The organism is Dapis purpurea BLCC-M126, from assembly GCF_050015975.1.
Lineage (GTDB): Bacteria > Cyanobacteriota > Cyanobacteriia > Cyanobacteriales > Microcoleaceae > Trichodesmium.
The window spans coordinates 50,669-75,358 of the sequence record NZ_JBNHER010000272.1 but is presented as its reverse complement, the minus strand read 5'-3'; the positions used below and the strand labels follow the sequence as shown (position 1 = coordinate 75,358).

The window sequence follows — 24,690 nt, the reverse complement described above, 5'->3', positions numbered from 1 at the left end:
TTCTAAAACTTACCCACATGACAGAGCTTTTTCCTGTTTTTCAGTAATATTACAGATATATTAACTAATTGGGTACATAACTACTATTCAGATCGATCATTTTATTGTTCAATCCAATAGGAGACTCTGTAAAGTATGCTTTCTAAGTTTTTATTGAATACTTTCTACCAGTTGAACAAATTTAGCTTCAATTCATTTTTCCGGGAAAAAAAGAGGAAAATACAAAATTGGACGGCAAGTTTGAAAAAAAGAACTGTAGGTATCATTTCGTTAGGAACGGAAACTGAAACCCAACTCCCCTTATCACAGTCAAACTCAAAACTTCACAGCTAAGTCTAATAACAAAAACTGTTAGGATCAGCCAACCTTTTTGGTTCTCACTTATAATATCAAATCTGCTGAATTTAGTATCAAAAAATGTTTCATTCTCAGCTATTTGCAAATTTTTCTAAATTCTTTTCCCTCCTGACTTCTGACTCTTAATTAACTATCTACCGGATTTGATCTAATTAGGTTCATAGTTGTGCTTGAGCACGAGAAATATATTTGCTGCTAAAGTTTAACTACAAGGAAAGAGTATAGTAGGAATATTCCAGAGAATATCCCTACTCAACTAAATATCTACTTAAGTGACAACATCTGAGCCAATTCTGGATGACGACCAAATAAACCAGTCATCACCCGCAAAGACAAAGACTTAAGCATCGGAATAATTCCCATACCCCATAAACCTAAACGACGAACCGCCACTATCGGCAATAAAGTACCAGAAAACATTCTATCCAGAAAATCAGTAACTCCTAAAATTACTAAATTCTCCTTCCTTCGCCAACTTTCATAACGTTTCAATACCCTAATATCCCCAATATCCTCACCTTGTTGATGAGCAGCTTTAAGAATTTCAGCGATCGCCCCCACATCTCGAATACCCATATTCAAACCTTGACCACCCACCGGATGACAACAGTGAGCAGCATCCCCTATCAAAGCTAGACGATGTTGAACATAGCGATCGCTCTGCATCAACTGTACAGGAAAAACGTAGCGATCGCTCAACAACTCCACTTTACCCAATAAACCAGCAGTGCGATACTCCAATTTTGCCAAAAATTCGTCTTTATCCAACGCCTGTAAAGCCTTCGCCTCAGCGTGAGGAGCTGTCCACACTACCTGACATCGATTTCCCGGCAATGGCAAAACCCCCATTGGACCACTTGGCCAAAATCTCTCAAAGGCAATATTATTGTGAGACTTTTCTGTTTTTATTGTCATTGCCACGCAAGACTGCCAATATTTCCAACCATGAGTACCAATACCAGCAGTTTCACGAATGGGAGACCTAGCTCCATCTGCTCCTACCACTAATTTAGACCGAACAGTAAAAGTTTCTTTTTCCTTGCCTCTTAGTTCAACTTCGACAAAATCTGATTGATAATTTACCTGCAAAACTTCTGCCGGACATAACCAGGTAAGTTGCTCAGAGTCCGCCAAAAATTCTTGCATTGCTGTCAGTATAACTTGATGTTCTCCCACATAACCCAGTCCTTCTTTTGAGGTTGGTTTTTTACCAGTAATAGCCAAATCATCAGGATAAAATTGGACAGTGCGGGGATAGTTACCATCAGAAAGACTAATTTGCCGATATGTAGTGATTTTGGGCAAAATTTCTTGCCAGACTCCAATTCCATCTAATATTCTGCCAGATATTAGGGAAAGATTATAAGCAAGTTTTTTAGCTGCAACTACAGATTTAGGCTTGGTTTCCACTAATGCCACTTTTAAGCCAGAATTTTTTAGGGTGCAAGCTAAGGCAGTTCCAGCGATACCCCCACCAACAATAACTAAGTCATAATCCAATTTTCGGGTAGTGGTTGTTTCAGACAGAGAATTTTGGGAAAGTTGTTCCATTACCATATTTATCAAAAATAGTCAAGTATTTGCCTAGTAATTTGTACTCTCTTATATTGTGGCGCAACTTTTCAGAAAAATCTGAGCGATTAGTGACTGAAGAAGGAGTCAGGAGGACTGAATCAGAATATTAACTAAAAAAATGTTTTCTAATTGTTTATCTATTTATGACTTATTAAAATGCTAGTGCTATATTATAGTAAAAAGTCGTAAAAACTCAAATATAAATGCCGTATTCAATAATGCTGTCTAGAATTTCCCAATTAGAATTTTTTACTATCAACTTAGTTAATAAATCAAATATTAGCAAAGCTCAAAAAATCAGTTAATTATATACAAGCGTTAATACAAAATGATAGGTAAGTTTATAGTATTTGAAGGTGTAGAAGGAGGGGGTAAAACCACTCAAATTCAACTTTTAAGAAATTGGTTATTAGAAAAATTGCAGTCCGGTCAACCTTTATCAAAATCTCCAGATTTAGAAGTAATTATCACACGAGAACCTGGAGGAACAAAAGTTGGTAAGACTATACGAGAGTTACTTTTAAATGCAGATTTATCTGGAGAACAAATTCAAGAAAGGGCTGAGTTATTATTATATGCAGCAGACAGAGCACAGCACATTGAAACTTTAGTTAAGCCCTGTTTAGAAAGAGGTGCTATAGTTTTGTGCGATCGCTTTATTGACTCGACTATTGCTTATCAAGGATATGGCCGTGGTTTAGATTTGGCATTAATTCAACAACTTAATCATATCGCAACAGGTGGTTTAAAAAGTGATTTGACTTTCTGGTTAGATATTGATGTAGAAATTGGTTTAACTAGAGCTAAAAATAGAGGCAAAATTGACAGAATGGAACAAGCTGATATTCAGTTTCATCAACGGGTAAAAAAAGGTTATCAAGAATTAGCTAAAAATAATCCTTTAATAGTACAAATAGACGCTAATTTAACTATAGAAAAAGTGCAACAGCAAATCCAAGAAATTATCATACAAAAATTAGTAAAATGGAAGTATATTTGATTGTAATAAAGATTAAAAATTGCTCCAAAAGATTGACGACTTGATTTAAGTATCCAAACGCAATTCAATACCATTATCTGATGGTGAAGTGGTACTGAACGGTATAAAAAAAGAATATTCCGTATTTCAAGCCTCCCTATTACGCAGGTACTGTTCCGCTCCACGACATGAAAAACGAAGTTCCGACCTAGTAAACTAACTGATAATTGATAACTGAAATGTTCAAACTATACGAATTTTCCTCCTCTGGTAACTGTTATAAAATACGTCTACTATTAACCCAGTTAGAAATACCCTTTGCCAGAATAGAAATTGATATAACAAAGGGAGAAAGTCGCAGCTCAGAATTTTTACAAAAAAATCCTAACGGTAGAATTCCTGTATTAGAAATAGAACCAGATAAATTTTTATCTGAATCCAATGCAATTCTTTTTTATCTCAGTGCCGGAACAAAATTTTTTCCCACTAATCAATGGGAACAAGCCCAAGTAATGCAGTGGTTATTCTTTGAACAATATAGCCATGAACCCTATATTGCTACCTCTCGTTATTGGATAAGTATTTTGGGAAAAGCAGAGGAATATAAAGCAGAAATAAAACAAAAACAATCAGGAGGTTATGCAGCTTTGGGTGTAATGGAAAAACACTTAGAAAAACATCAATTTTTTGTAGGGGATCGCTATACTATTGCTGATATTTGTTTGTTTGCTTATACTCATGTTGCTGATGAAGGAGGATTTGATTTAAACCAGTTTTCAGCCATCCAAAATTGGATAGAAAGAGTCAAAAATCAACCTCTCTATTTGAAAATTAGGGACTATAGAGTAGGGAGTATAATTTAGATATAATAGCAATTATCAATAATTTATTGAAATTTTAACTTAAAAATTCTAACTTTTGACTTTTGACTTTTGAATTTTGAATTTATTCACCCCTATTATTGGACAAAACCAAGCCATAGAATTATTAACCCAAGCAGTAGCGCATCAACGCATTGCCCCCGCTTATCTATTTGCAGGACCTTCAGGAATAGGGCGAGGTTTAACTGCCCAATGTTTTATCGAACTCCTATTCTCTAATACCCCCTCCCCCAAAACTAACAGTTCATCCCTACAAAGTCGCATCCACAAAAGAAACCATCCAGACTTATTGTGGGTAGAACCAACATATTTACATCAAGGAAAACTACTATCAGCAGCAGAAGCAACAGAAGCAGGAGTCAAACGGAAGTCACCGCCTCAAATACGTTTGGAACAAGTACGCGATATTAGTCAATTTCTCGGTCGCCCTCCCCTAGAAGCAGCAAGGTCAGTTGTAGTATTGCAGCAAGCCGAAACAATGAGAGAAAGTGCAGCAAATGGTTTATTGAAGACTTTGGAAGAACCAGGGAAACGAGCGACTTTAATTTTAATTGCTCCTGGGGTTGACTCCTTGTTGCCAACTTTGGTGTCGCGCTGTCAACGTATTCCCTTTTATCGGTTGACTCAGGAGAATATGCAGTTAGTATTAGAAAAGGCTGGTTATGGGGAAATTTTGACTAACCCAGAAGTAATGTCAATGGCTCAAGGAAGTCCGGGAGAGGCGATCGCTTGTTGGCAGCAACTCCAACAAATTCCGGCGGATATTCTGGAAGTTGCAACTCAGGGTATTCGGGATACTCGTCAAGCATTGACAGTGGCGCGGGATATTAGTAAAAGTATGGATACAGAAGCACAGTTATGGTTGATAGATTATTTACAGCATTATTATTGGAGGGAACAGCAACTTTACGGAGCAGAGTTTCTCCAGCATTTGGAGGCAGCAAGAAAATATTTGCTTTCCTATGTACAACCGAGGTTAGTTTGGGAATGTACGTTGATGGCTATTATAGATGAAGTCAGAAATCAGAAGTCAGAAGTCAGAAGTTAAATTTGCAGCACGAACTAAATTTGAGAGTAGCGAAAATGTCTTGATATTCATGATTAGGAGAGGCGGTTTTCATTTCAGGAGACGACAGTAGGGGCGATTCGCGTTTGCGGAGCATTCCGTAGGAAATCGCCCCTACAGAGTTTTGGTTATGACGATGTGCTTTATCGATCTGAAAAGCGCTGTAATTAATTATCAATTATCCATTGCTTAAAGAAATGAGATAATAACAAATATTCTGAGTTTTAACTTTTGACTTTTGATCTCGTGTCCGTTTGTATCGTTTATGTAAAAGTTGGGGAAATATCTACCGCCATATATATAAGGCTTTTCCTTCTCTTAAAACTTCTTCCTTATTCCTTCTTACTTCTTCCTTACCTTTAACTTTTGACTTAATCAATGATATTATACTAAATGGCCAAAAAATAGAAAAATAAATGACAGCAGTAAACACCCAAAAATTAGACGTATTTGGTGTCGGTAACGCCCTAGTTGACATCCTCGCACTTGTAGAAGAAGACTTTATCACGAAATATTCTCTGCAAAAAAGTGGAATGACTCTGATGGATGCTCCAACACAAGGAGGAATTTTGGCAGGACTCGAAAACATCTCCTTAAAAAAGCGTTCCGGAGGTTCCGCTGCAAATTCCATGATAGCGATCGCTCAAAGTGGAGGAACTGGTATTTTTGTGGCAAAAGTTGCCAGTGATCCTAATGGAGAACTCTATCGCCAAGATATGCTCGACTTGAAAATAGAGTTTAATGTAGCTCCTGCACCTACAGCAGATAACCCCACTGGTACCTGTGTCGTACTGACAACCCCTGATGCTGAACGTACCATGTGTACAAACTTGGGAGTATCTGTAAATCTCAGTGCTAGTGATATTGATGCAGAGCAAATTAGGCGTTGCAAATATAGTTATGTAGAAGGTTATTTGTGGACTGGAGATAGTACAAAGCAAGCTTGTATTCAAGCTATGGAAGATTCTAAGCGCCAAGAAGTGGGAGTTTGTTTTACCTTCTCAGACCAGTTTTTAGTAGATATGTTCGCTGATGACTTCCGCCAGGTACTTTCAAATTATTGTGATGTATTATTCTGCAATGCTGATGAAGCGCGTAATTTTTGTGGAATAGAGTCTTTAGAAGAATCTGCAATGAAAATTGGGGAGTTAGTAGAAACAGCCTTTATTACTGATGGAAAGGAAGGTTGTTTAGTAGTTAAGGATAAACAAATTATTTCTGTACCTGGGTTTCCTGTAACAGCGATCGATACTGTTGGTGCTGGAGACGCTTTTGCTGGAGGTGTGTTATATGGTCTTACCCATGGTTATCAGCCTGCTCAAGCTGCACGTTGGGGAAATTATCTAGCTTCTAATGTTGTACAAATTCAAGGTCCCCGTTTAGAAGGATCTTGGGCAGATAAAGTTGAGCAAATAATTAAGTAGTTATTAGGAGTTCAGTAGGGTGCGTTAATGAAATGTAACGCACTGCTGGACTACTAGATAACTGATTCAAGGACTGCTTATCCCAAATATTTCTACTGGACTACTGATAACTGAATTTATTTAGGGTTTGCGCTCAAAAGTCTTATGCGTGGGGGTAGGAGTCAGGAGTCAGGAGTCAGGAGACAGGAGACAGGAGACAGGAGGAGTAAGGAATTTAGAAAAGATAGGAGGAAGAATTATCCCTCAATTTCTCTGTCCAAATCTTGCTGTTAATACTAACTTTTTGAGGCTTTTCAACTCAAATAAGTGCACTTTTTCCAGATTTAAAAATGCCAAAAGCTTTATCTGTAAACACTTTCATTCTTTTTCAGCAAACCCTATTTAGCCACCTGGAGAATAGTAATGACAACGATCATATTCAATTGTGTAATCCCTCGGTTGAGAATTTTTGATGTTGATAAGGCTAAGGAATTTTACCTCAAATTTCTTGGCTTTGAACTCCAATGGGAATATCGTCACGATGAAAAAAGCCCTGTATATATGGAAGTCTCAAGAGGAAACTTTGCTATACATCTTACAGAACACCATGGTGATTGTTGTCCTGGAGCATCAATTTTTGTTTGGATGAAAGGGATAGATAATTATTATCAAGAAATCTCAAATTGTGACTATCCCTTTATGAATCCTCGTATAGAAAATGCTTTCTGGGACTCTCGGTTAATGACTGTAATCGATCCATTTGGAAATACAATATTGTTTAATGAACCAATCAATGAAGAACAAGATAACTAACTAAAAAGTGTCTCTGAGATTCCCTGTGGAAATGCTCCCCCCTTACAAAAGATTTCTATACCACTCAAGCTTGTATATAAGCTGACACCTAAACTTATACAACATATTTCGGAGTAATGATGTACAAGTTGAAATGGTAAAATTCTCGTAGGACAGGTATCTTGTCTGTTAGTTGTATACCTCAGAACGACATGAAGTGATGTAAAATCCACAATCAGCAATTGCAATTGCTAGTTTATGATTTTTGACCATTCCACTCACATTCAAATCTTCAATTACTATAGTGCTATGTTCTGAGCTGATTATTTACTAAAACAATCTTATAGGGTGCATTAATGAGATGTAGCGCACCCTACTGGACTTTTTTCGCCTACTCCCGTGCTCCTGACGAACTAGGGCTTGATAACGAAATCCCTACGAAATAAGCTTAGGCATCAATACTTCCGCGATCATTGATTTACAGAGAAAAAGCTCAAGTGATAAATCTCAGATTTATAGGGATGATATTGAACTTCCCTAATAACAGTTTTACCATTCCAGGAAATCTCAGGAACTTTAAGGTCAATAATTGTCTTATTAGCAGAGGCATTTTTTAACAACTGCTTTGCTTCTTTAACATTAATTGTTAATTCAACTGATTCTGTAACCTGATGACCATATAATACTGCAGGAATTAATCCTTCCCGTCGTAGCGCTTTAGTTTTGCTACCTTCAGGTCTTTTTTGACATTCTACTGTAACTTCCATCTTGACTTTTTTCTCTTAATTTGCTTATTGATTATATCATGTCCAGTTGAACACTTTAGAGGAAGGAAGGCAGAAGCAGGGCAAAAAGGAATAAAACGCAGAAATGTAAAATTGTACTAGGCAAGATACCCGCCCTACAAAGGTTTTATCACTGCAAAAACTTAACTTCTAACTTCTGAATTCTAAATTCTAAATTCAATTTAGCTTCTGACTTCTAAGAAGATAACAACCCCCGCTTTGGTCCATGAATTGGGTCTTCCACCACAATAGTCTGGTCACGACTTGCCCCAAGAGACACAATAGCAATAGGTACATTCATCAACTCTGCCAAAAACCTTAAATAATCCAAAGCCTGTTGTGGTAAATCTTCTAAAGTTCGACAATCCACAGTTGATTGCTCCCAACCAGGCAATGTTTCATAAATCGGCTTACACTTAGCTAATTGTATAGAACTACTGGGAAAATGTTCGCAACGCTTACCTTCCATATCATAAGCCACACAAACCTTAATCTCTGCCAACTCATCCAAAACATCCAACTTAGTAATCGCCATACAGTCCATACCATTAATTCGCACTGCATAACGTCCAATAACTGCATCAAACCATCCACAACGACGTTTACGACCAGTTGTTGTCCCAAACTCCGCTCCGCGATCGCCCAATAATTCCCCAATATCATCTTTAGCTTCTGTCGGAAATGGTCCTTCTCCGACTCTAGTCGTATAAGCCTTAGCTACCCCAATCACTCGGTCAATCATTGTCGGTCCAACTCCAGTACCTACACAAGCTCCTCCTGCTACTGGATTTGAGGAAGTAACATAAGGATAAGTACCGTGGTCTAAATCTAATAAAGTACCTTGTGCTCCCTCAAATAAAATATTCCGTCGATCATGAATGGCATTGTAGATATTCAAAGACGCATCTATAACATGAGGTCTCAAGCGATCGGCAAACTCCAAATATTCACTTATAACCTGGTCTGGATCTAAGGGCGATAGATTATAAAGCTTCTCTAGAATTACATTCTTATAATTAACAGTCCAATGTACCTGCTCTTTCAATCTCTCTGGACTAATTAAATCAATCATCCGAATCCCTGTCCGCTCAGACTTATCGGCATAAGTTGGACCAATACCCCTGCCTGTCGTCCCAATTTTTTGATTGCCCCGACGTTCTTCCGATGCCTTGTCTATCAGTCGATGATAAGGCATTGTTACATGAGCAGCCTCAGAAATCATCAACTTTGCCGTGGAAATGCCTAAAGCCTCTACCTGATCTAGTTCCTCAATCAGAACCTTGGGGTCTATAACTGTTCCTGAACCAATGATACACTCAGTATCAGGATACAGAATACCTGAAGGAATTAAGTGTAGTTTAAATGTTTGGCCATCAACAACTACTGTATGACCAGCATTTACACCCCCTTGGTAGCGTACAACTACATCTGCTGATTTGCTTAGTAAATCAGTAATTTTTCCTTTTCCTTCATCGCCCCACTGGGCACCTATCACAATTACGTTAGCCAAGGGTCTTCTCTACGGATAGTTAACACGATTTGTAATTGTTACATTAACTTAAGACTATGTCAATTCATCTTTGTTAATTTTTGTTACAATAAATCTGCTAAATTTGTATATACGGGAGGAGGCCAACCTGATTTTTTCAAGATTAGGTGTGGTTGATAGCTAGGCAGAAAAGTGTAGAAAGTTTTGGGTTAAGTGATGGGGTGTATTGGACTAATTTTTTAATCTTTTTCCTGTATTACCAATTGATAATTAATCAATTCAGTTTAAAGCCTCTCTTTACCAATGGATAATTGACAATTGATAATTAGAGATAGTTTTTATTATCCACTAATAAGATTTCTTTAGATTCAATTCCGTTACGCTTTTAACGAGAGGTAACCATTCATTATCTATTAATGAAACCTTGACTGCCCAAATATATAGAGCTAGCAAGCTCAGATTTTAATCATATTTCTCACAGACTAAAATATTAAGGATAAATCAGATTACTATGGCTTTACATGCAGAGTTACATCGACACTTAGGAGGCTCCGTAGTTCCTAGAGTTTTATGGAGATATTTTCAACGTCAAAACCAGGAACTAGCAACTCGTTTTCCCGAATATCAACAATTTGAAGAATTTTATACCAAACCACGGAACACTTTAGATGAATATTTAGAACTACATACTTTAGTAGAACAAGTTCAAACTATAGAGACCTTACCATACTTTATTTATCGCTTAATTCGTGGTGCTTATACATTTGAAAATTTAGCATATTTAGAGTTACGTTATACACCTTACTTGAGAACTCCAGAGAATTTACCCCAGTCTCAACGTATAGATTTAATGTCAGAAATAGTTGCGACTGTAGGTAAAGCAACTCAACAGAATGAGTATCCAATTGTTACTAGCCAAATTTTATGTACTCATACTCGTTTACCTAATGAAGTCAATCAAGCAATTGTTGATTTAGCAGTGCAAATGCCAGAATATGTGTGTGCCATAGATGTAGCAGGAGGAGATAATAATTACAAAGAACGCATAGATGAATTTATCAAACTCTATAAATATGCTCATGAACAGGGTGTAAAAACAACGGGACATCTTTATGAAACTCCCAATGGTTGTCATCCAGAATTACTGCCTTATTTAATGCGAATTGGTCATGGAATTCAAATCCCTTTAAAATATCCAGAATTATTAAAAGAAGTAGCAAACCGGGGGCAATGTTTAGAGGTTTGTCCTACTACTTATTTCAAAACAGGTACTATGGATGAGATGAGTCAATTAAAGACAGTATTTGATAAATGTTTTGATGCTGGAGTAGATATTGCTATTTGTACAGATAATGCTGGTTTACATAATGTACGTTTGCCATTTGAATATGAGAATTTATTGACACTTGATGTGATAGATTTTCGACAATTACAAGCTTGTCAAGATGCAGCTTTTCGTCATGCTTTTGCTTGGCCTTATGGTAAACGACCAGAGGAAATGTTAACAGGATTATTACAGCCAGAACCTTTAGTAGCAGGAGTCTTAATTAATTGATAATGGATAATGAATAATGGATAATTACCTCTTTAACAATTGATAATGAACAAAAGTGAATTATTTTTGACCGCAATTATTAATTATTAATTATTAGGAGAGGCTTTAAACCGAATTGATTAATTATCAATTATCCATTGGTGAGTGCCAATTAGCATTAAAAGTCAACTATAATACTAAATCTGGTTTATATAGAAAGACAACAAAGAAAAATTCTAATTCGACTGAGATTTACCAGACTTAGTATAAATATATGAAGCAGTTTCACTCTATAGTGGACTGTTTTTTTTTATTAAAGTCAGGAAAAATATTGCCTATTTTCTATTATTTGCCCTCACACCTATGACTTTTTCGGCATTAAATCCCACCTACTTAGTAATCCAATTGTTATAACTGAACAAGATCGCAGATTTAGAGTTAATCTAATTTAACAATTAAAGTTAAGATTTATTCGGTTTTCTCGACGTTTCATAAAGGGCGTTATTACTATGTAGTATATACGTCTCATAAAAAGGAAGGGTTAAGTTATGAAACCTATGATTTGGCATCCTGAACCGAACGACGAAAAAGTTAATCAGTACCTTGATAGCAGCAATAAAGAACCATGGTTAGCTATCTTGGCAATTGGAGTGATAATTGTTTGTGTTTCTACACTCTTGATTTTGTTAGGAACTGTTTAAGTGCGGGGGTTTCTGCTGCGATAGTCGTGGAAGTTGTTAGTCAACCGTTGTCATTAAAATACTTTAAAAATCGAATTTAATATTAGAGGATCTGCCTCTTGCCTCCTCCGAAGGAGCTAAGACTAACAGAGTATCTGCCTTTTGCAGAGAAACTACTTTTTTCAGCAGAGCTCGCTCTTTGTTAAATTAATAGGAATTCAACAAAATCAAATGAACCTGCCCCCATTCCACCGGGCGCGGGGCGGGTTTTAATCAATTAATATCATGTATCAAAGTTTTCGGCTGAACCCGCCCCTACAAATCGCACTGATAACTGATAACTGATAACTGAAAAACCCGCTCCCACATATATCATGCAATACCGGGCGCGGGGCGGGTTTATTTAACTAACGTCTTGATATGAATGTTTTTGGCTGAACCCGCCCCTACAAATCGCACTGATAACTGATAACTGATAACTGAAATGGTATCGTTGAGAAAAAAAGAGAAGGGTAAACTTCCTTCTCTTCTTGTTTTTAGCCATTGGTCTTTCTTTTGCTACCTAGCATTAAACCGCCTAGTGTGATAAAACCTAAAATTAGGCTGGGTTCGGGAGTTGAGGCCGAGGCATCTGCTCCTCGCGGATCGCTCACCGCCGCCGGGTTCTCCTTTCTAATCCATTTAGCCCAAATACCAAACGCCACCTCACCTGGCGCAGTCACTTCAACTTCTTGTAAGTCGGGAAAACTCGTCTGTGTAAAGGTCACCACAGGCCCCCTGTGATCAAAGTCTCGCTCCACAAGTTGCTGAATAGTTGAAAACACAAAACCCTCGGTGGCGGTCTCAAATGCACGATCAGAATGCAGAGATAAAAAATCCACCAATACATTATTCAAGGATGGAATATTGCTATGGCCGAAATCGAAATGGTTCGCGTCACCAACAGTATCGGCGGAACCAAACACGAATTCCACATCATAGCTCAATCCGTCCGCTTCCGAGCTCAAGAGGTCATTCACACCATCTATAATACCATCTTCATCGATGTCTCTTAGGGTTGCAGCCCCCGCAGCCTCTGGCGCAGGCGCAAACAGTGCGAAAGAAGAAGCTAACGAAATGGAACTCAGACAAAAGAGCAGTTGATTGAAGAAAGATTTGCGATTTGTTGTAGATGGTTGTGTTTGTTGTTTGAGGAAAATGTTCTTCATGTTTTTGGCGAGAGTGGGTTTGTGGTTGTGCTTTACATTTCTAATCATAATTTCCCCCCCCTAGTGTCAAGAGCATTTCAGCAACTTCATCAAATCTTTTTGTTGAGGTTTTTACTCAATATATTTACATAAGAAGTATCTCGAAGGAAATACCTAACAGTTGCTCGGTTTTCCTTGTAAACCTTGCTGTTTGCTCAGTTTTCCTAGTTGCGATCGCCAATGGACTTGTATATTTTTTCATTATCATTTGCGAATATTTACAGTTTGTCCTCATCAATCAGACTTTAGTACTGGAAAAACAAGAACGAAAATCTAAAATCTAAAAGGTGGGACAGACTCCAGCTCATGGAGCATAAGATGAATTAATATCATGTATCAAGATTTTTGGTGAAACCCACCCCTACAATTTTACACGGTGATGTAGGGGCGGGTTTAGATAAATCAATCAGTTATATTATGTGCCCCCTCCGGGGGAGCTACGCTAACGGTTAAATAGTTAAATTAAAGTTCGTAGTAGGGCTTCAGCCCGAACTGTAGATAGGGCTGAAGCCCTACTACAAACAAAACATGATACTATAACAAGATTTTTGATGAAACCCGCCCCTACGATTTTTTTTAACCTTGATTCTCTCGAAACCAATTAACAGCATCCTGGAGCGCAACTCTAATTGAAGACTGAGGCAAACCTAATTCCTTCACCGCCTTAGCAGCATCATAAAACATCTTTTGTTGAGACATCCGCACACCATCCAAAGGAACAGAAGGTTGTTTTCCCAATGGTGCAAGAATTTTTTCATCAACCCACGCCACAGTCAAAGGCAACCATACAGGAATAGTTTGTCTCGGAGCAGGTAAACCTGTAATTTCTTCCAATAAATCAAGTAATTCCTTAAGTGTCAAATTTTGATTACCTAAAATATAGCGATCGCCACTTTTCCCCCTTTCCAAAGCCAACAAATGCCCCCATGCCACATCCCGAACATCTATAATATTTAAACCAGTATCCACATAAGCTGGCATTTGCCGACGCAAAAATCGTACAATAATATCACCAGTGGGAGTAGGTTTAATATCCCAAGCACCAACAGGAGCAGTAGGATTAACAATTACCACATCTTGACCAAGTTCAAACGCTCTCACTGCTTCTTGTTCCGCCAAAAACTTAGACTTTTTATAATCCCCTACCAACTTCTCCACTGGAGACTGATAAGTTTCATCAACAACTTCTCCAGAAATTCCTACCCCAATAGCAGCAACAGAACTTGTATAAACCGTCCTCTCAATTTTCGCCCGTCGCGCTGCCGCCAAAACATTGCGCGTACCCAACACATTATTTTTGTAAACCAACTCTTTATCTTTTTGCCACAAAGAATAATGAGCAGCGACATGAAATAAAACTTGACACCCCTCCATTAACTTAGACAAGTGGGAGTCATTTAAATCTCCCACTACAACTTCTACATCCAAACCCTGAAGGTTATCAAGACAACTTGTGCGGCGAACCAGCGATCGTACAGCATAACCCTGCTGTAATAACAACCGCACCAGGTTCGCCCCAATAAAACCACTTGCACCAGTAACAAAAGCTTTCAATTTCTAATAAACTATTTGTAAACTCATAAAAACCTCTCTCCAAACCTCTCTCCTACGAGGAGAGAGGCTTTGAAACCCCCATTCCCTCCTGCCCCCTTTCAAAGGAAGGGGGGCAGGAGGGTTAGGTTTTGAGGATTCATTGTAGCACTGTCAAACAATTTCTAAAATCCAGCAGCATCTACAATTACGCTATCGCAAGACCTTCCACTTGTCGGCACCAAAACATCCGCCAACTTTTCCCCAACTAGAGGTCTGCGCATTTTAATTTGAAGTTCACTAATTAACCCATTCTTACATCTAATCTTCACACTTTCACCTGCACCTTCTCCAAAGGAATTGTCAAAAGCTGTTTCAATTTGAGACCGAGTAACACTTTTACCAATATTTTCTGCAAATAAATCTTGTACTTCCGAAGCATTAACTTCATTCAATAAATCTATAGAAATATCGTAGTAAGTATCCTCATCTCGACCATCGCAAGTACCATGTTTAATCCACTCGTGTCGATGTAGGTAAGACTGTTTACCAGGCATAACTTTTGCTAATTCAGAGGTAGTCTCTTCATCCAAATCTAGGGCTGGTAAATCATCCCATTCTCTCTGCTTAGAATCATTTATATCTTCAGAAGAAACTCCACAATAGGCAAGTCTGTCAGGCCACAAACCATGTAAAGTAAAGTTAGTCGCATCATAGCGCTCTGCAGTTTGGGAGATACATTCAGGTTTGCGTTGCATTGTCTGACAAAAACTAGGTTGCCAGCTAATAGCAAGTACATATTTCTCTGCACAACCTTCATCAGGACAATTTGCCGTAGTTTTGTTTTCTTCTGGTTTACTTGCTATATTTTCATTGCTACTTTGTCCAGTAGAATCAAATTGACCACAGTTTTTGTTTACCCATTTACTTTGTCCATCTACTTTTAAATAGATATAGTCTCCAGATTCTTTATTGAGTCCTAAGACTTGGTAAACTTTTCCTCCTTCAAGGGTTACAGGTTCACTTTTCTTTTTGAAGCTTGTGTAAGCTTCACAACTATTGATTGTGAAATCTCCACTAACTTTATATAAGGCGAAAGCTGGATTTTGTCCAAGTAGGAAAAAACATAGTAAGAATGTGATGATTAGTCTCACGACATCTCCTTTATTATTGTTGTTGTACAACTATTTCAATATATCTGAATCAGTAACAGCATACAAGTATTAGTTTGAGAATATTCAAGACCTAACTAAGAGGATGAAGCTATTTAATTACAAACAAAAGGAGAGAAATTGAAGTATTGTCTACATTGGAATTATGCCAGATTTCTTAACTAAGCTACCGAACTAATTTTTTTACAAAAAGTTGGCGGTGGATATATTTTTATCCACCGACTTTTGTTAGAACATTTTGCCAACAAGATAAAAATTTAGTCTACAGGCTTTTGAGGATGCTTTTTTACCCGACGAGTTACAACCTGCTGTATATCATATCAAGTATTAAAGCAACGACAAAGACTTATCAACAGAAACCAAAGTATTCGCACAAATAACCCCAGAAGCAGCAACCGCAGGCACACCAATACCAGGCATCGTACTATCTCCCACCCGATATAAACCAGAAATAGGAGTTTGAGGTCCAGGAAAACTATCTTTACCAGCAACAATACCAGGTCCGTAAGTACCCTGATAACGACGCAAAAAGCGAGCATGAGTCAGAGGTGTACCAATTAACTCCAGAGTTATACGTTGGCGAATATCAGGAATTACCTTTTCCAAAGCTAGAAATAAAGATTCTGCTTTTTCCCGTTTACGTTGCTGATAAGATTCATCTTTTTGCCAACCAGAAAAAGACTCCAAAGTATAAGCATGAACAACATGATGATCTGGAGGAGCTAAAGTAGCATCCCAAACTGAAGGAATAGAAATCATACAAGTATTGCCAGGAACAGAAATATCAACATCTCCATCCAGAACAACTACATGATGTCCTGTCAACCCCTCTAAACCATCGGAACGAATACCTAAATGTAAGTGCATAAAACTTTCTACAGCAGGAGTCGCTAAAGCAGGTTCACGGAAAGAAGCAGGTAAATCTTCAGGTTGCAGCAACTTAGTATAGGTATCCCAAATAGTAGCATTGGAAATAACAATATTAGCTCTGATAACCTCGCCTCCTCTCAAGCGCACCCCTACAGCTTTGTCAGACTCTATCAATATTTGTTCGACATGAGCATTCAAACGTAATTCACCCCCCCAACGTTCTAAACCTCTAACCAAAGCATCAACTATTGCACCACTACCACCAATAGGATATTCAATAACCGAGTTAGAACGTTCGCCAAACATAAACGCCACTTCTGGAGCAACAGTACCATCAGCTTTTAACCCAGACAGCAGAAAACATTCCAAATCAATTAAACGGCGCACCCAAGGATCTTTTACCCATTTATCCATGATTTGTCCAACGGAACCTCCTATCTCTCCGAGGGAAGGTAACATCTTCAGTAAGGATAGTCCATATTTTCCTAACAAAATTGGTATTAACCAAAAATCAGCTCTTAAAGCTATAGGTGGAACTTCTTTAAGACCAGCATACAATTGTAAAAGATTATCTTGAAATAGTTTTAATTCCTTAGCGCCTTGAGGAGTGAACTTAGCAACCGCTTCTAGATAAGATGACCCATCAGCATAGACTGGCAGACTACCTTCAGGAAAATGGTAATGTCCAAAAGGGTCATAAACAACTGTCTCAATAGATTCGCCCAAAATGTTGAGGACTTTTTGTAAAGGATTAAGACTATTAGGGTCAGCCAATCCACAATAAAAAGATGGACCAGAATCAAAATGGAAGCCTTGGCGGGAGAAAGAGTGAGCTGCCCCTCCAGGAATACTATGGCTTTCACAAATTAATACCTTTTTGCCATAGTAGGCGAGCATTGCTCCAGCAACTAAGCCTCCTATACCACTACCAATTACAATTACATCTACCATATAAATTTATTTTTGACAATAGTATTTACAGTTATTATTGTTAAGTTAATTAATTTCGACTGTAGCAAAGTGACTGATTGATGACAAACCGACTTGCTCTTCTCAAGTAGGCGGTTATATTACTTTTATATTTTAAAACCTATGTAATCAGAGTTATATGATTTATAATAACTTGATTATGGTTTATGATTAAACTAAATCAAAGACAGCAATTAGAGCAGTTTGTATGGCTAAAACAGAGGTTAAAAAACTGACTATTATTAGTAAATAACCTTAAATTTAAATAATTAGAAAAATATTTTATAGATTATTCAGGGGAAAAATATGGAATCATTTTCAATGATAGATACAATAGCTAAAGAATTAGAAAAAGATGCAAATTTAACTAGGATAAAAAAAGTAATTTATTGTGCTTGTGAAGGGAGATGGGAGAATGATGAAACTAAATTATCAGAAATTAACCTGAAGGAATTAATAGAAGAATTATATAACAAGACGGGGAATATAGAAACCTTAGACCATCGATTATCTCGCATAGTTTCTAAAGTCAATAAAAAAACAGAATATAGTTTATTAGCACAGAAAATTATTGGCAGTGTGGGGAGACTATATCCTGAAGAAGAAGAAGATATGACAGTTATGGAATCTAGTCCAAACTGGAGTCTTGATGGTTCAGATGAGCAAACGGTTTTAAAAGGGAAATTAGCAGTAGAAGAATCTTATTCAAGAGACCCTGGAAAGTTATTTGATGTCCGGGAAAAAATCATGCAAGGCACTAATCCATTAAAAGCAAAAGTTCTGATTTTTTCTACCGTAGAACATCAATTTAATTTTAGTGAAAGGGATTGGTTATTACTGAAAACAAAAAACTTAGATAGTTTACTCAGACAAATATTTAATTCATGCACATCTATAACAGATTTAGAATCTTCTTTATATATCACGGCTAATAATTTTGAGGAACCGGATGAATATACCCAAATAGCTAATGTAATTATTAATGCTTTAACTCCTTGCTATTCAGAAGAAATTAGCGTTCCGGAAAGTGAAGCACAAGCCGAAAAATCTGAGGTATCACCATCAGAGACAAAAAGAACTGATATAGATAGTAATAATTATTTTCAGCAAGGTAGTATTAGTCTGGTAGGTCAAAAAGAGCCAGAAATTACGAATGAAGAAAACGAAGAACAATCTATAAGTTCATCTGAACCTTCCACAGCAGAAATCATCGACGAGAGTACAAATCAAACGGAAGAAAAAAATATTGCCTACTCAACCGATTCAACTGATTACCAACAAATCGTCAATCCTATTCCTACAATATTAACTCAAGCTAATAATCAAAAATCTCCTCTAGGAGGGAAAAATATCCTAGATTCAATCAAACAGAAATTAGAGATAGAAAATGAAATTTCGGCCTTAGTAAATCAAAAAGTTGATGCTGTTATGGATGCTATGGAAGCACAATTTATTTCCCTAGAAGAAAGCTTAAATAACCTTTTACAAAATGAGCCTGAAGAAAAACGTTTATCATTAAAATATACAGCTTTAGGAGATTTAATTAGTAATATCCAGGATAAATCTACAAAATTTAGAGAAATTCTCAGGCAATTAGAATTAGAAGAAAGAAAAACACTAAACCCCAATAACTCTGGGAATACTATCAATACAGGATTGGAGCAAGAACAAGAAATTTATGATGAAAACCAACAAAAAATTATTGAATTAGCAACTCAAGGAAATCCCAAGGCAGTTGCAATAATAATTAATCAATCACTTCAGCAACAAGGCATTACTGTTATAGCTGGGAGAAAAAATGGTTATCTACATATTGTTGTAGAATCAGAACAAGTTCCTAATCAAGAAATTGTCACTCCATTAGTCCAAAAACGAATCGCTCATTTACAATCAGAATGCCTCAAAAATGTCAAAATTCATGGCAGACAATTAGGCAATAAATCAATTATTTGGACGCAGACAATTTCGTTTTAGAGAGATGGGAGATGGGGAGATGGGGAGCTGGGGAGCTGGGGAGATGGGGAGCTGGGGAGCTGGGGAGATGGGGTGATGGGGAGTAGAAAAACGAAGTTTTCTCTGTAACTGAAGAAACTCTATAATTTAGAAATTCATAATTTTTAATCTGATAATTATTACTTTTTTAAACACTTTAAGCAAAGGAAAATCATAATGAGCAGTCGTGAAATTCTCAGGAAATATGCAGCAGGAGAAACCGATTTTCGAGGTATTAATCTCAAAGGTATTCAATTAAATGGAGCAGATTTAATTGGTGCAAATTTCTCTGAGGCCGATCTTCAGGGAGCAGACTTAGTGCTGGCATTTCTGAATCGAGTCAATTTCCAACGGGCTAATTTAATTACAGCTAAACTTAGTGGTGCATATCTCACTCAGGCTAATTTGGAAGCTGTTAATATGGCGGATGTCGATCTTCATGGGGCAAATTTACAGAATGCAGATTTTCGACTGGCCAATTTAGAGTTAGCAACTTTGATTGATGCTAATCTGAGTGGGGCAGATATGCGAGGAATTAATCTCCAGGGTGCTGACTTACGCGGTGCTTATATGCGTGGGGCAAATCTCCGCTTTGAAAAACGAGCTTATGACATAGCTAATCTTAAGGGGGTAAATCTGCGGGGTGCCGATCTGCGTGGTGTTGATTTGACTGGAGCTGATTTAACTAAGGCTGATTTGAGAGGAGCAAACCTCAGTGAAGTTTTGCTGAGAGGGGCTAAGTTAACTAAAGCAAATTTATCTCAAGTAATTTTAGATGGTGCATTTTTAACGGAAGCTAATTTGGCAGGGGTTAATTTATCTGGGGCGAGTTTAATTAATGCTAAATTTGAAAGAGCTGGATTAATGGATACACGTCTGAATGAGGCTAACTTAACTGGGGCAGTTATGGCAGATGTAAAGTTGGGTAAAGCTCAGTTAGTAGGAGCTAACCTAACTCAAGTAAATTTAGTCAGGGCTGATCTTAGTCGAGCTAATTTAAGTAAGGCCAATCTCACTAAAGCTGACTTAACTGATGCCTACCTAGCAAAAGCAAATTTCCGTAATTCTAATCTGAATGACTCTATCTTAACTAGGGTTGAATTAAGCACTGCTAATTTAAGTGGCGCTCAGATGCAAGGTGCTTCCATGCCTAATGGGGATATTCACGGGTAAATCAGGAGTCAGGAGTCAATCCAACCCTACGTCATCAACGAAAAAAATTGAAAAATTGGTTCGCAGTTATCAGCATATTAATGGGAATATGTATTAATTATGATGAATGGAACTCGCCCGCCCTGCTTTCAACCTGAATATGTAGGTCTTTGGATATTGATAACTATGGTTCATGGGGGCGGGTTTATTTGATTTTTGGGCTGAGTAATTAACGTGGGAACCCGCCCCTACATCCTCTATCAAGAAAACTGATACGAAAACGTAATGCCAGGCATAAGATGTTGTTTCATTGAAGTTTGATATGATAATGCGCGATTTTCACAGTTATATGAAGTTCTGATGAAGATTGGCGAAATGCTCTTGACACTAGGGGGTCGATTATGATTCCTTTTAACGTGTAGATATGATTTCCACGGAGCTATCATCAAGCAAACAAGCAAGCACGCTTCGCGATTTTGATTCCCTCAAATAAATACTAAACAAAACAGATGAACCAAATCCGAACAACTCCTTTTCCACATCAGTTATCAGTAATTAGGAGACAGGAGTCAGGAGTCAGGAGTCAGGAGTCAGGAGTCAGAATGAAGAAGTTGGGATTTCCATAAATGTTCCTTAACAACTATGAAACTCTGGAAACTGGTAATTCAGGAGTCAGTAGTCAGGAGTCAGGAGACAGAATTAAGAAATTGGGAGTAATTAAAAGCTGAAAAATGATAACTGTGATAACTAATATCATGTCCGGTTGAATAGTTATAATTAAAGCTTCTAGTTGGGCTTCAGCCCTATCTACAGTTCGGGCTGAAGCCCAACTACAAACCATATACTTTTTTATCACTTAACACCCTGGGGGGAACCCGCCCCTACGTCATTAACGTATGAAAAATTATCTTGACTTTTGGCTTTTGAATTTTGACTCCCGTCAAACAATTGACATATCAAATTTTTTTGTTATATTAAACTTATTCAATATATCAAATTTTTTTGGAATGACAGCATGAAAGAAAACCTAAAAGTGCTGGTAAGCGGTCTCAAGAAAAAGACCCTAACTATTGGGGTAGCAGTAATGCTGGGTGCTTGTGGTTCCACTCAGGTAAAACAACAACCGATAAAAATTGATGGCTCCAGCACTGTATACCCTATCACCCAAAAACTTGTTGAAAAATTCAATGCCACCGACAAACCTGATGTAGAAGTCAGTGCCAGTTTTTCTGGTACAGGTGGAGGGTTTAAAAAGTTCTGTGCTGGAGAAACCGACATTAATAATGCTTCGCGTCCCATACTTCAAGATGAGATGGAAGCTTGCAAGCAAAATCAAATTTCCTATATAGAACTACCTATTGGCTTCGACGCTCTAACCATCGTCGTTAACCAGGCAAATACCTGGGCAGAAGACATTACTGTGGCTGAGTTAGAAAAAATGTGGGCATCTGAAGCGCAACGAAAAATCACCAAATGGAACCAAGTGCGCTCTTCATGGCCAGATAGACCATTACAGCTATTTGGTCCTGGTGCTGACTCTGGAACTTATGACTATTTCAGTGAAGCTATCGTCGGAAAAGATAAAGCTACTCGTAGCGACTACATAGCTAGTGAAGACGACGAGGTGCTAGCACAAGGAGTTAGCAATGATCCCAATGCTTTAGGTTATTTTGGTTACGCTTATTATGTCGAACATCAAGACAAACTAAAAGCTCTAGCTGTTGATAGTGGTAATGGGGCAATAATGCCGACTAAAACAGCAGTAGAACAAGCCAAATATCAACCCTTAGCTAGACCACTATTTATTTATGTAAATGCAGTATCAGCACAAAATAACCCATTAATGAATGAATTCATTGACTTTTACATGAAAAATGCTCAAGCAGCAGTAAATTCTGTAGGTTACGTTGCTTTTGGGGAAGAGAGCTATATGAAACTTTACCGCAACTATCATAAAACAAAAGTAGGAACTGTGTTTGGTGGGGAAGCACAGCTCAACTTAACTATTTATGAAGTTCTCACGAAACGAACAGAATATTAATTGTACAAATTATGACTACAAATTCACCCCAAGTTAATACATCTGCTGTGCAAGCAGGTGGTCAACTTAGTTTCTTTGAAAAATATCTGACTATTTGGGTAGCATTGTGCATTTTTGCAGGTATAGCTTTGGGGAAAACATTTCCTGGTGTAGCAAAAACATTAGATGCTATGAGCATTTATCAAGTATCTATCCCCATTGCTATCTGTCTATTTTTTATGATGTATCCCATCATGGTCAAAATAGATTTTACTCAAGCCAAAAATGCTGCTCGTGCTCCTAAACCTGTAATCTTAACATTAGTCGTAAATTGGGCAATTAAACCTTTCACAATGGTAGCATTTGCCCAATTTTTTATTGGTTGGTTATTCCGCTCGCTACTAACAGGCACGGAAATATTGCGGGGTACAGAAGTCGCTATCGCCGACTCTTACATCGCTGGCACAATATTACTCGGTATTGCACCTTGTACGGCCATGGTATTAATGTGGGGTTATCTTTCTTATAGTAACCAGGGGCACACATTAGTAATGGTGGCGATTAATTCTTTGACAATGTTGTTTTTGTATGCTCCACTTGGGCGATGGTTATTATCAGCAAATAATTTAACAGTACCTTGGGAAACTATTGTTTTATCAGTGCTAATTTATGTAGGTTTACCTCTGGCTGCTGGAATGTATAGTCGTTACTGGATTTTTAAATATAAAGGTAAAGCTTGGTTTGAACGTAAGTTTCTTAAGTATTTAAGTCCTATTTCTACTGCTGCATTATTGATAACTTTAGTTTTGTTATTTGCTTTTAAGGGAGAATTAATTGTCGAAAATCCATTTCACATATTATTAATAGCAGTACCACTTTTTATCCAGACTAATTTTATTTTCTTGATTACTTATGTAGCAGCTTTGAAAATGAATATACATTATGAAGATGCTGCACCTGCTGCTTTAATTGGAGCGAGTAATCATTTCGAAGTAGCGATCGCTACTGCGGTTACTCTATTTGGCTTAAATTCTGGAGCTGCTTTGGCAACGGTAGTGGGAGTATTAATTGAAGTGCCAGTAATGTTAATGTTGGTAAAAGTATGTCAACGTACAGCTTTTTGGTTTCCTCGCGAACCAGAAAAAGCAACATTGATTGACCCCCGTTGTTGTAAATTCGAGTAGCGCAAGTATCTTGCTTGCTGATTTTTCCTAAGTCAATATCAAGAAAAGGAAAACTAACAATGGAACAAGAAACAACTCAACCGATAGCAGAAAATTTGTGGTGGGTGATTCCAGGTAAACTAGCAGGAGTGCGGAAACCAATAGCAGAAGAGTTACCAGAATTACATAAATTAGGTATTGGAGCAATAGTCTCTGTAATGGATGATCCATCTAATTTAGAACTTTATCAGCAAGCTAACTTACCTCACCTGTGGTTACCAATTAAAGGAGGAACTGCACCAACTCAAGAACAAGTTCAACAATTACAGGATTTTATTGATAGTCAAAATAATGCAGTTGCAATTCATTGCACCAATGGCAGAAGGCGAACAGCTACTGCTCTTGCCGGGTATTTGATTAATTCTGGATCGTCTTACGATGAAGCAATGGAGATTATTTTAACAGCAAATCCAGAAATTGATTTACGGGAATCTCAAAGTAGCTTTTTACAAGATTTAGCCAAAAATTAAGTTGTTTAAATTGTTAAATTTGAGGAATCACAAATATGTCTATTCTCAAAACTCATATTGCTCTAAGAGCATCTAACCTAGAAAAATCTGTTGAATTTTATCAAGCTTTGTTTGGTGTTGCACCAGTTAAGTATAAATCTGATTACGCAAAATTTGATATTGCTAACCCACCTCTGAATCTTACCCTTAACTTAGTGGAAAATGTGCATTCAGGTGGAAACTTAGACCACTTGGGAATACAGGTAGAGACTTCCCAGGAAGTAACAGCAGCAATTGAGAGATTTAAGATTGGTGGATTATCAATATTTGAAGAACATAATACAGACTGCTGTTATGCACTTCAAGATAAAGTTTGGGTTACAGATCCCGATGGCAACCGTTGGGAGGTGTTTGTAGTCAAAGTTGCGGATACTACACCAGAAAAAAATCTAGTTGTTAGCATTGAGTCAAATTCAGCAAAATCTACTTGTTGTCAATAACTTGTTGTCAATAAAATTAATCGTT

At 37.5% G+C, this 24,690-nt stretch carries 20 protein-coding genes; 13 read left to right on the top strand and 7 right to left on the bottom strand.

Annotated features, from left to right (window positions below):
• Positions 1 to 621: 621 nt before the first annotated feature.
• A complete protein-coding gene (locus ACP6PL_RS25195) occupies positions 622 to 1,914 on the bottom strand; it encodes an FAD-dependent hydroxylase (protein WP_426548076.1) in 1,293 nt (430 codons plus the stop codon).
• A gap of 346 nt (positions 1,915 to 2,260) precedes the next feature.
• Between ACP6PL_RS25195 and tmk the strand changes: the two genes are divergently transcribed.
• From tmk to ACP6PL_RS25170, 5 genes are all read left to right on the top strand, one after another.
• Complete coding sequence (gene tmk / locus ACP6PL_RS25190) at positions 2,261 to 2,932, top strand: dTMP kinase (protein ID WP_426548075.1); 672 nt, start codon at positions 2,261 to 2,263, stop codon at positions 2,930 to 2,932.
• Positions 2,933 to 3,150: 218 nt separating this feature from the next.
• Positions 3,151 to 3,774, top strand: a complete 624-nt coding sequence (locus ACP6PL_RS25185; RefSeq protein WP_426548074.1) for a glutathione S-transferase family protein — start codon at positions 3,151 to 3,153, stop codon at positions 3,772 to 3,774.
• A gap of 76 nt (positions 3,775 to 3,850) precedes the next feature.
• On the top strand, positions 3,851 to 4,840 hold the full coding sequence (locus ACP6PL_RS25180; RefSeq protein ID WP_426548073.1) for a DNA polymerase III subunit delta': 990 nt from the start codon (positions 3,851 to 3,853) through the stop codon (positions 4,838 to 4,840).
• A 434-nt stretch (positions 4,841 to 5,274) separates the two neighbouring features.
• Positions 5,275 to 6,282: an adenosine kinase gene (locus ACP6PL_RS25175; RefSeq protein ID WP_426548072.1), complete on the top strand. Its 1,008-nt coding sequence runs from the start codon at positions 5,275 to 5,277 to the stop codon at positions 6,280 to 6,282.
• 402 nt (positions 6,283 to 6,684) lie between these two features.
• Positions 6,685 to 7,074 (top strand): glyoxalase superfamily protein, encoded by a 390-nt coding sequence (locus tag ACP6PL_RS25170; protein WP_426548071.1) that lies wholly within the window; start codon positions 6,685 to 6,687, stop codon positions 7,072 to 7,074.
• A gap of 449 nt (positions 7,075 to 7,523) precedes the next feature.
• Here the strand turns inward: ACP6PL_RS25170 and rplY are convergent, their stop codons facing one another.
• Positions 7,524 to 7,820 (bottom strand): 50S ribosomal protein L25, encoded by a 297-nt coding sequence (rplY, locus tag ACP6PL_RS25165; protein ID WP_426548070.1) that lies wholly within the window; start codon positions 7,818 to 7,820, stop codon positions 7,524 to 7,526.
• Positions 7,821 to 8,034: 214 nt separating this feature from the next.
• The gene (locus ACP6PL_RS25160) at positions 8,035 to 9,348 is read right to left on the bottom strand and encodes an adenylosuccinate synthase (RefSeq protein WP_426548069.1); all 1,314 of its coding nucleotides are present in this window, start codon (positions 9,346 to 9,348) and stop codon (positions 8,035 to 8,037) included.
• A gap of 490 nt (positions 9,349 to 9,838) precedes the next feature.
• Between ACP6PL_RS25160 and ACP6PL_RS25155 the strand changes: the two genes are divergently transcribed.
• Together ACP6PL_RS25155 and ACP6PL_RS25150 are read left to right on the top strand one after the other, a co-directional pair.
• Positions 9,839 to 10,882 (top strand): amidohydrolase family protein, encoded by a 1,044-nt coding sequence (locus tag ACP6PL_RS25155; RefSeq protein WP_426548068.1) that lies wholly within the window; start codon positions 9,839 to 9,841, stop codon positions 10,880 to 10,882.
• 527 nt (positions 10,883 to 11,409) lie between these two features.
• The gene (locus ACP6PL_RS25150) at positions 11,410 to 11,562 is read left to right on the top strand and encodes a hypothetical protein (protein WP_426548067.1); all 153 of its coding nucleotides are present in this window, start codon (positions 11,410 to 11,412) and stop codon (positions 11,560 to 11,562) included.
• A 515-nt stretch (positions 11,563 to 12,077) separates the two neighbouring features.
• Here the strand turns inward: ACP6PL_RS25150 and ACP6PL_RS25145 are convergent.
• The 4 genes from ACP6PL_RS25145 to ACP6PL_RS25130 all read right to left on the bottom strand — a co-directional run bounded on the left by ACP6PL_RS25145 (position 12,078) and on the right by ACP6PL_RS25130 (position 17,311).
• Complete coding sequence (locus tag ACP6PL_RS25145) at positions 12,078 to 12,797, bottom strand: PEP-CTERM sorting domain-containing protein (protein ID WP_426548066.1); 720 nt, start codon at positions 12,795 to 12,797, stop codon at positions 12,078 to 12,080.
• 567 nt (positions 12,798 to 13,364) lie between these two features.
• On the bottom strand, positions 13,365 to 14,342 hold the full coding sequence (hpnA, locus tag ACP6PL_RS25140; RefSeq protein ID WP_426548065.1) for a hopanoid-associated sugar epimerase: 978 nt from the start codon (positions 14,340 to 14,342) through the stop codon (positions 13,365 to 13,367).
• A 161-nt stretch (positions 14,343 to 14,503) separates the two neighbouring features.
• A complete protein-coding gene (locus tag ACP6PL_RS25135; RefSeq protein ID WP_426548064.1) occupies positions 14,504 to 15,472 on the bottom strand; it encodes a ribonuclease T2 in 969 nt (322 codons plus the stop codon).
• 345 nt (positions 15,473 to 15,817) lie between these two features.
• A complete protein-coding gene (locus ACP6PL_RS25130; protein ID WP_426548063.1) occupies positions 15,818 to 17,311 on the bottom strand; it encodes a phytoene desaturase family protein in 1,494 nt (497 codons plus the stop codon).
• Positions 17,312 to 17,635: 324 nt separating this feature from the next.
• Between ACP6PL_RS25130 and ACP6PL_RS25125 the strand changes: the two genes are divergently transcribed.
• The 6 genes from ACP6PL_RS25125 (at position 17,636) to ACP6PL_RS25100 (ending at position 24,665) form a co-directional block, all read left to right on the top strand.
• On the top strand, positions 17,636 to 19,303 hold the full coding sequence (locus ACP6PL_RS25125; RefSeq protein ID WP_426548062.1) for a hypothetical protein: 1,668 nt from the start codon (positions 17,636 to 17,638) through the stop codon (positions 19,301 to 19,303).
• A gap of 195 nt (positions 19,304 to 19,498) precedes the next feature.
• Complete coding sequence (locus ACP6PL_RS25120) at positions 19,499 to 20,494, top strand: pentapeptide repeat-containing protein (protein ID WP_426548061.1); 996 nt, start codon at positions 19,499 to 19,501, stop codon at positions 20,492 to 20,494.
• 994 nt (positions 20,495 to 21,488) lie between these two features.
• Positions 21,489 to 22,514, top strand: coding sequence for a PstS family phosphate ABC transporter substrate-binding protein (locus tag ACP6PL_RS25115; protein ID WP_426548060.1), 1,026 nt, complete (start codon positions 21,489 to 21,491; stop codon positions 22,512 to 22,514).
• Between the two features lie 11 nt (positions 22,515 to 22,525).
• Positions 22,526 to 23,677, top strand: coding sequence for an ACR3 family arsenite efflux transporter (gene arsB / locus ACP6PL_RS25110; protein ID WP_426548059.1), 1,152 nt, complete (start codon positions 22,526 to 22,528; stop codon positions 23,675 to 23,677).
• Between the two features lie 59 nt (positions 23,678 to 23,736).
• Positions 23,737 to 24,186 carry a phosphatase domain-containing putative toxin gene (locus tag ACP6PL_RS25105; RefSeq protein WP_426548058.1) on the top strand — a complete coding sequence of 150 codons (450 nt, stop codon included), beginning with the start codon at positions 23,737 to 23,739 and terminating at the stop codon, positions 24,184 to 24,186.
• A 35-nt stretch (positions 24,187 to 24,221) separates the two neighbouring features.
• Positions 24,222 to 24,665, top strand: coding sequence for an ArsI/CadI family heavy metal resistance metalloenzyme (locus tag ACP6PL_RS25100; protein WP_426548057.1), 444 nt, complete (start codon positions 24,222 to 24,224; stop codon positions 24,663 to 24,665).
• The last annotated feature ends 25 nt before the right edge of the window (positions 24,666 to 24,690 follow it).

Coding starts and splice junctions, on each gene's coding strand:
- ACP6PL_RS25195 (WP_426548076.1), bottom strand. CDS start 1,914: ATGGTAATGGAACAACTTTCCCAAAATTCTCTGTCTGAAACAACCACT.
- tmk (WP_426548075.1), top strand. CDS start 2,261: ATGATAGGTAAGTTTATAGTATTTGAAGGTGTAGAAGGAGGGGGTAAA.
- ACP6PL_RS25185 (WP_426548074.1), top strand. CDS start 3,151: ATGTTCAAACTATACGAATTTTCCTCCTCTGGTAACTGTTATAAAATA.
- ACP6PL_RS25175 (WP_426548072.1), top strand. CDS start 5,275: ATGACAGCAGTAAACACCCAAAAATTAGACGTATTTGGTGTCGGTAAC.
- ACP6PL_RS25170 (WP_426548071.1), top strand. CDS start 6,685: ATGACAACGATCATATTCAATTGTGTAATCCCTCGGTTGAGAATTTTT.
- rplY (WP_426548070.1), bottom strand. CDS start 7,820: ATGGAAGTTACAGTAGAATGTCAAAAAAGACCTGAAGGTAGCAAAACT.
- ACP6PL_RS25155 (WP_426548068.1), top strand. CDS start 9,839: ATGGCTTTACATGCAGAGTTACATCGACACTTAGGAGGCTCCGTAGTT.
- ACP6PL_RS25150 (WP_426548067.1), top strand. CDS start 11,410: ATGAAACCTATGATTTGGCATCCTGAACCGAACGACGAAAAAGTTAAT.
- ACP6PL_RS25145 (WP_426548066.1), bottom strand. CDS start 12,797: ATGATTAGAAATGTAAAGCACAACCACAAACCCACTCTCGCCAAAAAC.
- ACP6PL_RS25130 (WP_426548063.1), bottom strand. CDS start 17,311: ATGGTAGATGTAATTGTAATTGGTAGTGGTATAGGAGGCTTAGTTGCT.
- ACP6PL_RS25125 (WP_426548062.1), top strand. CDS start 17,636: ATGGAATCATTTTCAATGATAGATACAATAGCTAAAGAATTAGAAAAA.
- ACP6PL_RS25120 (WP_426548061.1), top strand. CDS start 19,499: ATGAGCAGTCGTGAAATTCTCAGGAAATATGCAGCAGGAGAAACCGAT.
- ACP6PL_RS25115 (WP_426548060.1), top strand. CDS start 21,489: ATGAAAGAAAACCTAAAAGTGCTGGTAAGCGGTCTCAAGAAAAAGACC.
- arsB (WP_426548059.1), top strand. CDS start 22,526: ATGACTACAAATTCACCCCAAGTTAATACATCTGCTGTGCAAGCAGGT.
- ACP6PL_RS25105 (WP_426548058.1), top strand. CDS start 23,737: ATGGAACAAGAAACAACTCAACCGATAGCAGAAAATTTGTGGTGGGTG.
- ACP6PL_RS25100 (WP_426548057.1), top strand. CDS start 24,222: ATGTCTATTCTCAAAACTCATATTGCTCTAAGAGCATCTAACCTAGAA.